12 protein-coding genes are annotated in these 13,562 nt (G+C 61.4%); 4 read left to right on the top strand and 8 right to left on the bottom strand.

The window, feature by feature from the left end; translation table 11 throughout:
* Positions 1-2 precede the first annotated feature (2 nt).
* Positions 3-749, bottom strand: a complete 747-nt coding sequence (locus IB285_RS05295) for an SDR family NAD(P)-dependent oxidoreductase (protein WP_190787193.1) — start codon at positions 747-749, stop codon at positions 3-5.
* 226 nt (positions 750-975) lie between these two features.
* Between IB285_RS05295 and IB285_RS05290 the strand changes: the two genes are divergently transcribed.
* From IB285_RS05290 to zapE, 3 genes are read left to right on the top strand one after another with little or no spacing between them, the layout of a single operon-like run.
* On the top strand, positions 976-1,758 hold the full coding sequence (locus tag IB285_RS05290; RefSeq protein WP_190787192.1) for a succinate dehydrogenase iron-sulfur subunit: 783 nt from the start codon (positions 976-978) through the stop codon (positions 1,756-1,758).
* Positions 1,759-1,780: 22 nt separating this feature from the next.
* Positions 1,781-2,269 carry a PaaI family thioesterase gene (locus IB285_RS05285; protein WP_190787191.1) on the top strand — a complete coding sequence of 163 codons (489 nt, stop codon included), beginning with the start codon at positions 1,781-1,783 and terminating at the stop codon, positions 2,267-2,269.
* The gene (zapE, locus tag IB285_RS05280; protein WP_190787190.1) at positions 2,266-3,381 is read left to right on the top strand and encodes a cell division protein ZapE; all 1,116 of its coding nucleotides are present in this window, start codon (positions 2,266-2,268) and stop codon (positions 3,379-3,381) included. Before IB285_RS05285 ends, zapE begins: the two co-directional genes overlap by 4 nt.
* A gap of 3 nt (positions 3,382-3,384) precedes the next feature.
* Here zapE and IB285_RS05275 read toward each other — a convergent pair whose 3' ends face one another.
* From IB285_RS05275 to IB285_RS05260, 4 genes are all read right to left on the bottom strand, one after another.
* A complete protein-coding gene (locus tag IB285_RS05275) occupies positions 3,385-4,260 on the bottom strand; it encodes a crotonase/enoyl-CoA hydratase family protein (protein WP_234033072.1) in 876 nt (291 codons plus the stop codon).
* 289 nt (positions 4,261-4,549) lie between these two features.
* Positions 4,550-5,665: an ExeA family protein gene (locus tag IB285_RS05270; RefSeq protein WP_190787188.1), complete on the bottom strand. Its 1,116-nt coding sequence runs from the start codon at positions 5,663-5,665 to the stop codon at positions 4,550-4,552.
* 115 nt (positions 5,666-5,780) lie between these two features.
* Positions 5,781-7,013 (bottom strand): pyridoxal-dependent decarboxylase, exosortase A system-associated, encoded by a 1,233-nt coding sequence (locus tag IB285_RS05265; protein WP_190787187.1) that lies wholly within the window; start codon positions 7,011-7,013, stop codon positions 5,781-5,783.
* On the bottom strand, positions 7,010-8,566 hold the full coding sequence (locus IB285_RS05260) for an acyl-CoA ligase (AMP-forming), exosortase A system-associated (RefSeq protein WP_190787186.1): 1,557 nt from the start codon (positions 8,564-8,566) through the stop codon (positions 7,010-7,012). The genes IB285_RS05265 and IB285_RS05260 overlap by 4 nt, the downstream gene beginning before the upstream one ends.
* Before the next feature lie 255 nt (positions 8,567-8,821).
* Here IB285_RS05260 and IB285_RS05255 point away from each other — a divergent pair, with 255 nt between their 5' ends.
* Positions 8,822-9,169, top strand: a complete 348-nt coding sequence (locus IB285_RS05255; protein ID WP_190787185.1) for an acyl carrier protein — start codon at positions 8,822-8,824, stop codon at positions 9,167-9,169.
* A 30-nt stretch (positions 9,170-9,199) separates the two neighbouring features.
* Here IB285_RS05255 and IB285_RS05250 read toward each other — a convergent pair whose 3' ends face one another.
* From IB285_RS05250 to ilvD, 3 genes are read right to left on the bottom strand one after another with little or no spacing between them, the layout of a single operon-like run.
* Entirely contained in the window at positions 9,200-10,405 is a 1,206-nt protein-coding gene (locus IB285_RS05250; RefSeq protein WP_190787184.1) for a class I SAM-dependent RNA methyltransferase, read from the bottom strand.
* Positions 10,402-11,790 (bottom strand): NAD(P)H-hydrate dehydratase, encoded by a 1,389-nt coding sequence (locus tag IB285_RS05245; RefSeq protein WP_190787183.1) that lies wholly within the window; start codon positions 11,788-11,790, stop codon positions 10,402-10,404. The genes IB285_RS05250 and IB285_RS05245 overlap by 4 nt, the downstream gene beginning before the upstream one ends.
* Before the next feature lie 23 nt (positions 11,791-11,813).
* A complete protein-coding gene (ilvD, locus tag IB285_RS05240; RefSeq protein WP_190787182.1) occupies positions 11,814-13,529 on the bottom strand; it encodes a dihydroxy-acid dehydratase in 1,716 nt (571 codons plus the stop codon).
* Positions 13,530-13,562 lie beyond the last annotated feature (33 nt).

Raw genomic sequence — 13,562 nt, 5'->3', positions numbered from 1 at the left:
TTTCAGGCAGGCACAGTCTTGCCGGCAAAATCGAAGACCTTGCCGCTGTCCTCGGGACCGAGTGTGGCGAGCACATCAATGAGATTGCCTGCGGCTTCATGCGGCTCTGTCAGCTGGCCTTCGGGCAGGTTCGACTGGAACGGCGCCGACAAGGCGCTGTCGACCGTGCCCGGATGCAGGCCGGCGACCACACCGTGCTTGTGAGTGCGCTGTAACTCGATAGCGAAGTTCTTGAGCAGCATATTGAGCGCCGCTTTCGATGCGCGGTAGGAATGCCATCCGCCGAGGCCGTTGTCAGAGATCGAACCGACCCGCGCACTGATGGCGGCAAAGACAAAACGCTTCTCGCGCGGCATGAGCGGCAGGATGTGCTTGGCGATCAATGCAGGGCCGATTGTGTTTAGGGCGAACACCTTCGCCATGGTCGCGCCGTCCAATCGTTTGAACGTCCGTTCCGGCCCCTTACCGCTTTCCAGCGTCAGCACCCCGGTCGCGACGATCACCCAATCGGGCGGATTATCCTTCATCATGGCCGCCGCCGCTCCGATAGAGGCCTCATCGGTGAGATCGAAAGCGAACGGTGCTTCGCCGGGCAAGCCGATCGCGGTTTGCGAACGCGACCCGGTGTAAATCGTCTCGCACCCGCGATCCGAAAGCTGCCTACACAGCGCTGTGCCGATGCCGCCGGTGCTGCCGAAGATTGCGGCGGATTTGGGAACGGTGCTCTGCTGTTTTCCTACTCGGTCCATGCTGGCTAGAAGCGGAGAAATGCCCGCAAAGTTCCTCGAAAACGTTTCCGCTCAGGACCGTGTAATATGCGGTCCATGCCTCCCGGTGGGCCTCAGCCGCTCGCCGGGTGTCGGCAAGGTGATGATGCAGCCTCAATCGCTGTCCCAAACGACGCAACACAGGGTCACTTGCCTCGCGCACGCAAGGCGTTAGATAGGTTTCAAGCAAACACAGGATTACACTGACATGGCGACCTTCACCCTCCCCAAGAACTCGACCATCCGCAAGGACGGCAACGTGCATAAAGCCGCCGATGCCAAGCGGGTGAAGAGCTTCAAGGTGTATCGCTACGATCCCGACACCGGCAAGAACCCGCGTTACGACAAGTTCGAGATCGACCTCGATGAATGCGGCCCGATGGTTCTCGATGCGCTGTTCAAGATCAAGAACGAGGTCGATCCCACGCTGACCTTTCGCCGGTCCTGCCGCGAGGGGATTTGCGGTTCGTGCGCCATGAACATGAACGGCAAGAATGGCCTCGCCTGCACCACCGCGATCGAGGATCTGAAAGGCGAGATTCGCATCACGCCGCTGCCGCATATGGACGTGATCAAGGATCTGGTGCCCGATTTCACGCACTTCTATGCGCAATACGCCTCGATCCGCCCATGGCTGCAAACGGTCAGCCCGACGCCGTCGGGCAAAGAGCGGCTGCAGACGCCGGAGCAGCGAGAGCAGCTCGATGGCCTTTACGAATGTATCCTGTGCGCCTGCTGTTCGACTTCCTGCCCGTCCTACTGGTGGAATTCGGACAAGTTCCTTGGTCCTGCGATCCTGCTTCAGGCCTATCGCTGGCTCGCGGACAGCCGCGACGAAATGACGGGCGAGCGGCTCGATGCGCTGGAAGACCCCTTCCGCCTCTATCGCTGCCATACGATCATGAACTGCGCGAATGTCTGTCCCAAGGGTCTGAGCCCGGCCAAGGCGATCGCCGAAACCAAGAAGATGATGGCCGAACGCGCTATCTGATCGCGGTGCAAGGCGCAGCCGGATGAGCGACCACGGCGCTCCCTTCGATTACCATCCTTTGACCGAAGCAGAAGCGGGCGGCGAAACCGGTTGGTACAGCTGGAATCTTGTCGACCGGACGAGGTACAACACTGCCGTGCTCGGTGAATTGCGGGTCCGCGGCGAAGGTGATCGCTGCCGGCTGCGCATGTTTCCGGAGCGGCGGCACACCAATCTCGGCGACAACATCCACGGCGCCGCCACGCTTGGCCTGATCGATATCGCGCTGTTCGCGACGATGCATGTCATCGGCAGCGGCAATGCCGGACCATCGGTGACGGTGGAGCTTTCGACGCAGTTCGTCGGCGCTGGCGACCCTGACCGTCCGCTCGATGCGGTCACGGAGATCGTCCGCGAAACGGGGCGGATGCTGTTCCTGCGCGGTGAATGCGTCCAGGGCGAGGACGTGGTGACGAGCTATTCAGGCATCGTGCGCAAGATGAAGCTCCGCCCTGCAGGGAAAGCGGAATGACCGGCCTGCTGGGTCGCTACGAGAAGCTCATATCCTCTGGCGAGCTGCGAGCAGACCCGGATCAGCGCACCGCCGCAGTGAGGCTGGACGCGTTGCAAAAGGAGCTTGAGGCCGAGGCGCCGGGTGGATTGCTCGGCCAGCTGTTCGGACGAAAGAAGGAGCGTCCCCAAGGCGTCTACATGTGGGGCGGAGTTGGCCGCGGCAAATCCATGTTGATGGACCTGTTCCACGAAACCCTGAAGGTGGATGAGAAACGCCGCGTACACTTTCATGCTTTCATGCAGGACGTCCACGCGATGATGCGCGCTTGGCGCAAGACGGAGCCGGGCGATCCCATCCCGCATGTGGCGCAAGACATTGCTCAGGACGTCCGGTGCCTCGCTTTCGATGAGATGGTGGTTAACAATTCGGCCGATGCGATGATCATGAGCCGGCTGTTCACGCAGCTGATTTGCAAGCAGGGCGTGACGGTTGTCACCACCTCCAACCGCCCTCCCCGCGACCTCTACAAGGATGGGCTGAACCGCGAGCACTTCCTGCCCTTCATCGACTTGATCGCGAGCGAGATGGACGTGGTTGGTTTGAATGGTCCGACCGACTACCGGCTCGACCGGATCGGGGACCTCGCCACCTGGCACACCCCAATCGGCGACGAGGCGACTGCCAAGGTCCGCGAGGCGTTCTTCCGCCTCACCGACTTTGCGCCCGAAGACGCCGAACACGTCCCGAGCGAGGAACTGGCCGTGGGCGAAAGCCGCACTTTGCATGTGCCCAAATCGCTAAAAGGTGTGGGCGTGTTCAGCTTCAAGCGCCTATGCGGAGAAGCGCGCGGCGCGCCCGATTACCTCGCCGTCGCCCGGGCGTTTCATACCGTGATCATCGTCGGCATCCCGCAGATGGGCCCGGACAAACGCAACGAAGCCGCCCGCTTCGTGACTCTCATCGACGCCCTGTATGAGCACCGGGTGAAGCTGTTCGCGACGGCGGCGGCCGAGCCGGATGAGCTCTACGTCGCGGGCGATGGCAGCTTCGAGTTCGAGCGCACGGCAAGCCGCCTCAACGAAATGCAGAGCGACGAATACATGGCCCTCGGACATGGAGCCGAATACTGATCGTCAGGCAGCGGCGATCCGCTCCGCGAGCCGGGCCTGTGCGGCGACCAGCCTGTTCATCACCTTGAGATCCTGCTCGCGCAGTTGAAGCGCGGTATCGGCCCACATTTCGGTAATGCGGTTGAGCTCGGCAAGCTTCAATTGCCACACTTGCTTGATCGCACGGCGCGAACCCACGAGACCGGCGTGACGCCGCTCGGACTTCTTGATGAAATCGCGGGTCGCATTCAGGCCGTCACCCGGCTCTGCGAGAGCGTGGACGATCCCCAGATCGTACATCTGCTCCGCGGTGAAAGTCTCGTTGGAGACGATGATCCGGTCAGCCATCGCACTTCCAAGCTTGCGCGCGAGCAAGGCGTGAGCGCCCATGCCGGGATACAGGCCGAACATGATTTCGGGGAGCCCGAACGTCGCCTGCCTCTCGGCGACGATGTAGTCGAAGGAAAGCAGCGCTTCGAACCCACCGCCGAGGGCCGCGCCCTGCACCAATCCAACGGTCAGCATCGGAATCTCGAGCGTGCGAATATTGCGATCGAGGATCGCGCAGCAGCGGTGGCCGTACTCGACCAGCCCGTCGCGATCGCGTTCGCGGATCAGTTTCTGGAACAGATGAAGGTCGCCGCCAAAGCAGAAAACGTCGTCGCACCGGCTGCCGAGCACAAGATACCGGAGCGGCACTTTGTCTGGGCCAAATCCATCAGTGATAAGCTGCTGCCAGCTTTCGAAATCGTTGAGCATCGCCGGCGTGAAACTCGGTCGCCCGTCCGGATTCATATAAGTCCAGAGGGTTGCAGTGGTGTCTTCGTATAAGACATCAAGCTCTTGTAATTCGAATATTTCTTTCGGGATGGCGGAATGCAGCGCACTTTCTGCGTACATTTCCTCATCCGCGGTCAATGGAACCGCCCTGCCAGCGCCGCTATCCATAACGTTACTCCGAGACAACCCTGTTTAGACTGGCTTGTTTTACCCTCGCCAGCACTCGAACGGCCGTTTGGCTCCATTTGCGAAAAGGCTAGGCGAGACCGGAGTCCCTTGGCAATTAGATATTTACTCTTCGTACACCATAAGAGTCTCAAAATGGGCCAAACGATGCGAAATTGTCACGCATTGTTGCGCGGCTGAGGACGTCACTCGACGATTTTGCTCCGCCTCACGCGCACAAAAGTCAGGCAGCTTCCTGCGTTTCTTCGTCTTCGAGCCACTCGATCAACATAGTCAGGACATGGCGCAAGGATTGTTCCTGTTCATCGAGCCGCTTTTCGACCTTCGCCACGGCTGCCGTCAGATCATCGTACGCCTGATCCGTTGAAGGCCCGTTCCCCGACACCGGCGGTTTCCCCACCTGTTGCAGCGCTGCGAGAGCGGTCTCGAGCTCGGCACCCGCAAATCGTTGCTGCGCGTGCTGATCGGCAACCTCACCGTCCGTTGTCTCAACAGCATCCGCCGTTCGTTGTTCGATCTGGACGTCCATCTTCATCTCCTTGATCACTTCACCGAGCATTTCGGCGGTAAGCGCATCGCTTTCTTCCAGGGCCCCGACGAGCAGCAGCCGGTTCATAATCTGATTGATTTGCCGCAAGCTGCCTTGCGTCTCATCGACCAACACATCGAGCATCTGCTCTTCGATCGATGGATGTCCGTTCCAGCCCACACGCTGCAGCCGCTCGTAGACAAAGCTGTGCGTTTCTTCGGCATCGAGCGGCGCAAGTTCATATGAGGCAACGACGTTTTGGCGCAGCTGCTGGACCTCACCATGCACGGACTGCTCTTCCAGAAAGTCGGACGAGCCGACCAGAATGCCCTGAAGCAAGGATTGCGATCCAAGGCGGAGCTCAGCGAGTTCGCGAAGCCTTTGGAAGCCATCAGGCTCCAAGGTCTCAGACCCATCTACAATCAGAAGGCAGCGCCGCCCTGCGCGAGTCTCACCTTGCAGAAAGGTCTCCAGCGTATCGAGATCAGCAGTGGCCGCCTCCACGCCTGATTGCCCGCCCGCACCGAATGCTTCCGCCAAATGGGAAAAGCCGTCCTCGCCGTTCAACGCAGACGCAGCGATCTGTGCGACCGTCAGATCCCCTGCCGTCGATCTGTCCAACAGGCGCTGCACAAGCTCCGATTTACCGGAGCCCGCTGCACCCGTTACCACGATGAACCCCTCGCGCTGATCGAGCGCCAGGCCAAGATAGGACAGGGCTTTGCGGTGCGAGGCGCTTTCGAAATAGAATGCGGGGTCCGACGTCAATTCGAAGGGGCGACCCTCAAAACCATAGAATTGATGGTACATCGATGTCGGCTCCGTCGATCGCAGGCTCCGGCGCATGCCGAACAGCCCCCAACTCTATGCCAACAAACTGCTAAAAATTCGGTAAGGAGGGACCGCTGCGCACAGGCGGTCATGCTCAGACTAGGATTTCACGCGCGCTGCCGTGCCCCAGAAATGCGGACGGCGAGGCGGTCGCACCGTAGGCCCCGGCACAGAACACCGCGACCAGATCGCCGACCTCTGCACGCGGAAGGTGTGCCAGATCGGCCAGTCTGTCGAGCGGTGTGCAAAGGCAGCCGACGACATTGACCACTTCGCTCGGCTCGGCATCGAACCGGCTTGCGATCGCAACGGGATAGTTTCTCCTGACGACTGTACCGAAATTGCCCGAGGCGGCCAGTTGGTGGTGCAGCCCGCCATCGGTGACGAGATAGGTGACGCCGTGGCTGTCCTTTCTATCGACCACACGGCAAAGATACACGCCCGCCTCGCCGATCAGATAGCGGCCAAGCTCCAGGCAAAGCTCGGCATCCTGTAAGGACTCGGGCAGATCGGCGACATTCGCGTGCAAGGCGCACCCGACCGCATCCAATTCCAAAGGTTCATCGCCGGGAAAGTAAGGAATACCGAACCCGCCCCCCATATTCAGCTTGGGCAAGGGCTCGCCTATCAGCCGGGCAAGTTCATCAGCCAATTTCAACACGTTCGACTGCGCTTCTATGATTGCGTCAGCGTTCAGCGCCTGGCTGCCGGTGAAGATATGAAGCCCGCGCCATTCCGCGCCTTCGTTGATGAGATATTTGGCGAGATCGGGCACCTTTTCCGCATCGACACCGAAGGGCTTTGCGCCGCCGCCCATTTTCATCCCCGAACCCTTCAGCTCGAAATCAGGGTTCACGCGGATCGCAATCCTTGGGCACACTCCGAGACGCTGCCCGATAGCGATTGCGCGTTCTCCTTCGCCGGAGGACTCGCAATTAAGCGTGACCCCTGCGGAAATCGCAGCCTCGAGTTCCTCGCCTCGTTTGCCGGGGCCTGCGAAACTGATGCGCGCGGGATCGACGCCAGCGTTCTGGGCGAGCTGCAACTCGCCCGATGAAGCGATATCGAAACCGTCGACAAGCGGCGCCATGTGCTTGAGCACCGGCTCGAAAGGATTGGCCTTGATGGCGTAATTGATACCAATTCGCGCAGGCAAAGCATCTCGCAGCTTCCGCACTCGGGCGCTTATCAGTTCACGCGAATACACGAACAAAGGCGTCGATCCTGCGGATGCGACGAGATCGCTGGCCGTCTGGCCACCGACGAAAAGCTCTCCACCCTGCGCCTTGAACCCCTCCGGGATCGGACCGACCGGTTTCGCCTTCACGCGGCCTCTCCCTCGGAAATCTCACGCAGCAGAGCTGTCCGGTCGATCTTGCCGTTTGGATTCAGTGGCATGCTGTCTCGCCAGTGTATTGCCTGCGGTTGCATGAAATTGGGAAGCTCCCGCTTCAGCGATTTGGCAAGGTTCGCGCGCTCTGCAGGGTCACTCACTCCGCGCACAACCAGATGGACAGCATGGCCGAGCCGATCATCCGGCACACCTAACGCGACCGCCTCCGACACCAGATCTGTCGCGATCGCCGCCTCCTCGATTTCCTGCGGACTGATGCGATTGCCTGCGCTCTTGATCATCGCGTCGCGGCGGCCGACGAAGTGCAGCAAGCCATTTTCATCGCGCCGGACCCTGTCTCCGGACCAGACCGCGGTGCCGCCATAGGCCGAATGATCGGGCGCAGGCTTGAACCGAATGGCCGTCCGCTCGGGGTCTTTCCAATATCCTTGCGCCACCAGCGGTCCGCAATGCACGAGCTCTCCTTCCTCGTTTGCCGACGCTGGGTTTCCCTCGTCGTCGATGACGAGAATTTCTGCGAATGGAATGGCCTTACCCATTGATGTCGGGTGCTTTTCGACCAGATCGGGATTCAGATACGTCGAGCGAAAAGCCTCGGTAAGCCCGTACATCGGATAGAGATCGGCCTGCGGGAAGATCGTGGTCAGATCCTTCACAAGCTCGGTGGTCAGCGCGCCGCCGCTGTTCGTGAGGCGGCGCAAAGGTGCACTCGCCTCCGCCACCCAGTCCAGTTCGGTTAGCTGCACCCAGAGCGGCGGGACCGCCGCCAACGTGGTCACACCATGAGCCGCGCACGCCTTCGAAACGTCGCGCGGAAACAGGAAGTCGAGCGGGACAACCGCACCCCCGGCATACCACGTCGAAAGGAGCTGGTTCTGGCCGTAATCGAATGACAGCGGAAGGACCGCCAAAGTCACATCGTCCGGCGCCATCTCGAGATAATGCGCGACGCTGACGGCACCCAGCCAAAGATTGGCGTGGCTGAGCATGACGCCTTTCGGTCGCCCGGTCGAACCGCTCGTGTAGAGAATTGCAGTCAACTCACCAGTATCGGCCTGCGATGGACCTGATGCCAGGCTCGCTTGCGTCGCCGCGACAAGTGCTTCGTTTTCTTCGAGCGCTCGGCAGCCACCCGGCAAGTCATCGGTTTCCAGCGACGCGAGCCGGGCCTTGGTGCCGATCAGCATCGAAGCACCGCAATCCGCCAGAATATGCGCTGCTTGGGCGCGTTTCAGTAGCGGATTGATCGGCACATGGACCAGCCCTGCCCTCGCCGCCGCAAGCGGCATCAGGCAGGTAAGCTCGCCCTTAGCTGCCCATGTAGCGACGCGCGCGCCCGACAGAGGGACTTCGCGTTTCAGCCAACCGGCGAGGCGGTCGACCCGTTCTCGCAACTGTTCATGCGTCAGAGTCTCGCTTCGCAGCACCAGCGCCCGCGCGTTGCCATGACCGCCATTGTGCGCAAGCTCGACGAGATGATCGAGCGGGCGCGGAACCGGGTCGAGTGGTATGGGTGTGGGTGTCATAGACAGCGAAAGAGGCCTTCTGGATGCTCCCCACTGCGTATCACGGCACCTTCGCCGCGTTGCAAGTCCTGTGATTGTGGAAGGGCGATTCAACCGCGAATAGCCGAGCATGGTGGCTGCTGAGCACACTTTCCGTTAGAGCCGTCGAGCTTGCACCGGAGCGGGTGGCTGGGTAAGGCCGCGATCCTGAATTGGGCGTTTGGCGCAAAAAGACGCTGCGCCGGGGCGCATTGCTCGAAACGAGGGATGAACTTGATGGGCACCAATCCGGTCACCACCGGCCAGCATGACGCTGCGACGCAGGGCTCCGGGGAAACGGAATCCTCGGGCATCAAGCCGAGCCGTGCCGAAATCGATGCCAGGCTCAAGGCCATCCTCGTCGACGTGCTCGGTATCGAGGCCGAGGATGCTGCAGAATTCGGTGACGATACAGGGCTTTTCGGCCATCTTCCCGAGCTTGACTCCATGGCGGTCGCCGGGCTCCTCACCGAGATGGAGGATCGGCTCGACATCGTGATCGACGACGATGATGTGGATGGCGAAATGCTGGAAACCTATGGTGGATTATTGGCTTTTGCCGAAGCCAAGATCGTCACTGATTAAAGCGCTTGAACGCTGCCGACAGGTTTCACTTTAAGCAGACCGCTCGAACAGGCTGACCAGCTCGACATGGGTCGACCACCGGAATTGACCCACGGGTCTGAGTTTGGCCAGCCTGAAACCGGCATCGACAAGTTTCGAGGCATCGCGGGCCCAGCTCGACGGATTGCAACTGACATAGACAACTCGCGAAAGGCTGCTCGCCGCGATTTCGCCGATCTGGCTGCGCGCGCCGGCCCGCGGGGGATCGAGCAAAACCGCGTCGAAACGGCTTAGCTCGTCCGATTGCAGGGGATTGCGAAACAGGTCGCGGTGTATCGGAAAAACGCTGCCGCCAACCCGGGCGGAAACAGCTTTTGAGGCGAGGTGAGCAGCTTGGTCGGCCTCGGCAGCAAGCACCTTGCGCCCTTCGCGCAGCGCGAATGCGAAAGTGCCCAGCCCTGCGAATAGGTCCGCAACACGCTGTGCGTCCCCGACCCACTCCCGTGCATCGGCGATCATCCGCGCTTCGGCGTCCTTGGTAGCCTGCAGGAACGCGCCGATCGGCATCGGAACCGGGACGCCCGATAGAGCCACGGTTGCAGGCTCCGGCTCCCACACGGTTTCCGCGCCATATCCCTGATCGAGCGACAATCGCGCGAGTCCCTGATCGCGGGCAAAATCGAGCGAGGCCTCGGTCGCTTCCAGTCCTTCCAGCGGAAAATTCGACAGGGCTACATCGAGACCCTGATCGCACAGGGTGACTTGCGCATCGACAGACCGTTTTGCCGGACCAAATCTCGCGATGAATTGCCTCAGCGGGCCAATCAATGCGGCCAGTTGCGGGGCGATGACATGGCACTCGGCCAAATCGACGATTGTATGAGAGCCCGATTGTTTGAAGCCGAGGACCGCGCCCTTCTGCGTTCTCATCCCGTGAAATGTCGCGCGTCGCCGTGCGGCCGGCGGCGAAAGATGCGTGGGTAAGACTTCACCGATGTCGAGGCCCTGCCCTTCGACGGAATTGACCACACGGTCGCGCACGAATTGCATCAGCGCGGCCTCGTCGGCGTGTTGGAGCTGACACCCGCCACACTTGCCGAAATGCTGGCACGGCGGGGCTACGTGATGCCTTCCCCGCTCGGCGATTGCGCCGTTACTTACCATATCGCTAGGCAAAGCCCCCGGGACATGGTTTCCATTGGCGGTCACGCCGTCACCCTTGGCGGCCAGTCTCACGATTGTCTCAAGCTCGGTCACAGACAGGCCGCGTATCCGTTTTGCACCGAATTGGCGAGCTGCATCGCAGTGAAAGGAGCCTCTGTTCTGCGTGCAGCCTCCCCGTGAATCCAGACGGCTTCGCAGGCGGCCTCGAAAGCATCACGCCCAGCGGCCATGCGGCTGACCGCGATTCCCGCGAGCACGTCGCCACTGCCCGCGACGGAGAGCCAGCTTGGCGCAGGCGGAGCGAGTGCCAAGCGGCCATCGGGCGCTGCGATCACCGTGTCGGGACCCTTTGCGCAGATCACCATCCCTGCCGCCTTGGCCAAAGCGCGGGCGCGCGCGATGCGCCCGTCGGCTATGACGGCGAAGGATTTGCACAAGCCCGCAAGCTCCCCATCATGCGGTGTCGCAATTCGGGGCGCATCGCCCGTTAGCATCTCCGGTCTAAGCAAAACGAGCGCATCGGCATCGATCACGGTGGGAAGGTCAGCGCGTAGCGCGGTGGTCAGTCGCTCCTCGGATTTCGAGCTTCTGCCAAGGCCCGGTCCTATCAAAACCGCGTTGATCCGTTCGTCCGAGAGGGCATCGGACAAGGGTGAACTGTCCTGAACGATTGCAGGATCGCTGGTATGCTGGGCTTCGCTGAACAGTTTGACGTACCCGGCCCCTCCGCTCTGCGCTGCTCTGGCTGCGAGCACAGAAGCGCCCGGCATTTCGCCATCGACAATCACAGCGAGACCTCTGGTGTATTTGTGCGCCGTGTCTGCAGGGGCGCTCAGCTCGGGTCGTTCGATCAGCTGCGCCGCTCCTTCGGTCGGACTAACACCGATGGGAACGAGACGCTTCACGCCCATCCGGGTACGCGCGGGGAGCAGCCAGTGCGCAAATTTCCATGCGCCCAGCGCCAGCGTGACATCGAAGTGCGGCAGGCGATCGTTGAGCAGCGCGCCGCTGTCGCTTTCCACGCCCGAGGGAAGATCGATGGCGATGCGGATCGAATGCCGCTCGGCCAGATCGCGCAGCAACAGCGAATGCTCACCCGACAAGGGCCGCGAGAGGCCCGAACCGAACAGGCAATCGACGAAGACCTCGCCAGCGACGCCGCCACCCGACGTCGAAACATCCCCGCCCCACTCCGTTCGGGCCGACTTGCCCGCATCGGTCTTGGGAGAAATCGGAGCAACCACCTGCACCGCGTTGCCGGCTTCACGCAAACGCCGCGCGATCACATAACCGTCGCCGCCATTGTTTCCGGGGCCGCACAGGACGGTGACGGATCGCCCGGCTGCAATGCGTCTGATCCACTCCGCCGCACCTCCCGCGGCAATTTCCATCAGCTCCGACACCGTTGTTCCTGCGTCGAATATCTTCTGCTCCGCAGCCTGCATCTGCGCGACGGTCAGGATGTCGCGATCACTCATCCGATTGACCAAAGGTGAGCGCGTTAAATATCGGCAAACACATGCCTTTCGCTTTTCGCTCCGGGATGGGTAAGCGCGCCCTTGCTCGCTGGCCCCACATTCTGCGCGTACCGCCAGAGGGCACCCGACTGGTAGTCGTTGGTGCGAGGGGTCCAGGCCGCGCGGCGGCTTTCGAGAACGGATTCGTCCACTTCGAGATCGATCGTCCCCGCTTCGGCGTCGATGCTGATTGTGTCGCCGTCCTCCACCAGCGCGATCGGACCGCCGTCGGAAGCCTCCGGACCGACATGACCAATGCAAAAGCCGCGCGTCGCGCCCGAAAAACGCCCGTCGGTGATCAGCGCGACTTTCTCGCCCATGCCCTGCCCGTAGAGCGCCGCGGTAGTCGCAAGCATTTCGCGCATTCCCGGGCCGCCCTTCGGTCCTTCGTAGCGGATGATAATCACGCAGCCTTCGGCAATGCCGCGGTTTTCGACGGCCTCGAAGGCATCTTCCTCGCAATCGAACACCCGCGCCGGACCGGAGAACTGGAGGCGCTCCATCCCTGCGACCTTCACAATGGCTCCATCAGGCGCGAGCGAACCTTTAAGCCCGACGACGCCGCCTGTGGGCGTGATCGGGGCCTTCACATTATAGAACACCTTCTGATCGGGGTTCCACGTGATCTCCTCGATATTCTCGCCCAGCGTCTTGCCGGTCACGGTAATGGGTTCGGGGTCGAGGAACCCGCCATCAAGGAGCGTCTTCATCCCCATGTAAACGCCGCCAGCCTCGTGCATGTCCTTGGCGACGTATTTCCCGCCCGGTTTAAGGTCGGCGATGTAAGGTGTGGACTTGAAGATCTCGGCAACGTCGAACAGGTCGAAGTCGATGCCAGCCTCGCTCGCCATGGCCGGCAGATGCAAGGCTGCGTTGGTCGATCCACCGGTCGCTGCGACGACGCGGGCGGCGTTTTCGAAAGCCGCCTTGGTGCAGATATCGCGCGGGCGAAGATTGATTTCGAGCAGCTTCATCACCTGCCGCCCCGCTGCACGCGCGATCTCCTCACGCGATTTGTAAGGAGCCGGGGACATATTACTGTTTGGCAGGGATAATCCTATCGCCTCGCCAACGCACGCCATCGTGTTCGCCGTGAATTGGCCGCCGCATGCGCCGTGTCCGGGGCAGGCGACTTTCTCGAGCGCGATCAGCTCCTGTAGCGGGCAGTTGCCGGCCGCATGCTGCCCCACTGCCTCGAAGACATCGACGACGGTGACGTCCTCGCCCTTGTAGGTGCCGGGCAAAATCGAGCCGCCATAGACGAAGATCGATGGGACATTGAGCCGCAGCATCGACATCATCATGCCGGGAAGGCTTTTGTCGCAGCCAGCAAAGCCCACAAGCGCATCATAGCAATGTCCGCGCACCGAAAGCTCGACCGAATCCGCGATGACCTCGCGGCTGACCAGAGAGCTCTTCATGCCCTGGTGACCCATCGCGATACCATCGGTGACCGTGATCGTGTTGAAGCGGCGCGGGGTGCCGCCGCCTTCGATAACGCCCTCGCGGCAGATATTCGCCTGCGGATCGAGTGTGGTGTTGCACGGAGCGCTGTCGTTGCCTGCGCTCGCGACCGCCACGAACGGACGGGCGATCTCTTCCTCCGTCATGCCCATCGCGTAATAATAGGAGCGGTGCGGCGCACGCTCCGGCCCGACGGAGACGTGCCTGCTGGGCAATTTGGACTTGTCGAAAGACATTTTGTTTCCCGTATCGTGCGTTTCGGGAAACAG

It is taken from the genome of Erythrobacter rubeus (assembly GCF_014705715.1).
Lineage (GTDB): Bacteria > Pseudomonadota > Alphaproteobacteria > Sphingomonadales > Sphingomonadaceae > Erythrobacter > Erythrobacter rubeus.
This window is presented reverse-complemented; position numbering and strand designations above follow the sequence as displayed.

Bases quoted from the DNA above. Each gene is read 5' to 3' on its own strand.
- IB285_RS05245 (WP_190787183.1), bottom strand. From the start codon at position 11,790: ATGAGTGATCGCGACATCCTGACCGTCGCGCAGATGCAGGCTGCGGAG.
- IB285_RS05255 (WP_190787185.1), top strand. From the start codon at position 8,822: ATGGGCACCAATCCGGTCACCACCGGCCAGCATGACGCTGCGACGCAG.
- IB285_RS05285 (WP_190787191.1), top strand. From the start codon at position 1,781: ATGAGCGACCACGGCGCTCCCTTCGATTACCATCCTTTGACCGAAGCA.
- IB285_RS05290 (WP_190787192.1), top strand. From the start codon at position 976: ATGGCGACCTTCACCCTCCCCAAGAACTCGACCATCCGCAAGGACGGC.
- IB285_RS05295 (WP_190787193.1), bottom strand. From the start codon at position 749: ATGGACCGAGTAGGAAAACAGCAGAGCACCGTTCCCAAATCCGCCGCA.
- IB285_RS05275 (WP_234033072.1), bottom strand. From the start codon at position 4,260: ATGTACGCAGAAAGTGCGCTGCATTCCGCCATCCCGAAAGAAATATTC.
- IB285_RS05270 (WP_190787188.1), bottom strand. From the start codon at position 5,665: ATGTACCATCAATTCTATGGTTTTGAGGGTCGCCCCTTCGAATTGACG.
- IB285_RS05260 (WP_190787186.1), bottom strand. From the start codon at position 8,566: ATGACACCCACACCCATACCACTCGACCCGGTTCCGCGCCCGCTCGAT.
- zapE (WP_190787190.1), top strand. From the start codon at position 2,266: ATGACCGGCCTGCTGGGTCGCTACGAGAAGCTCATATCCTCTGGCGAG.
- ilvD (WP_190787182.1), bottom strand. From the start codon at position 13,529: ATGTCTTTCGACAAGTCCAAATTGCCCAGCAGGCACGTCTCCGTCGGG.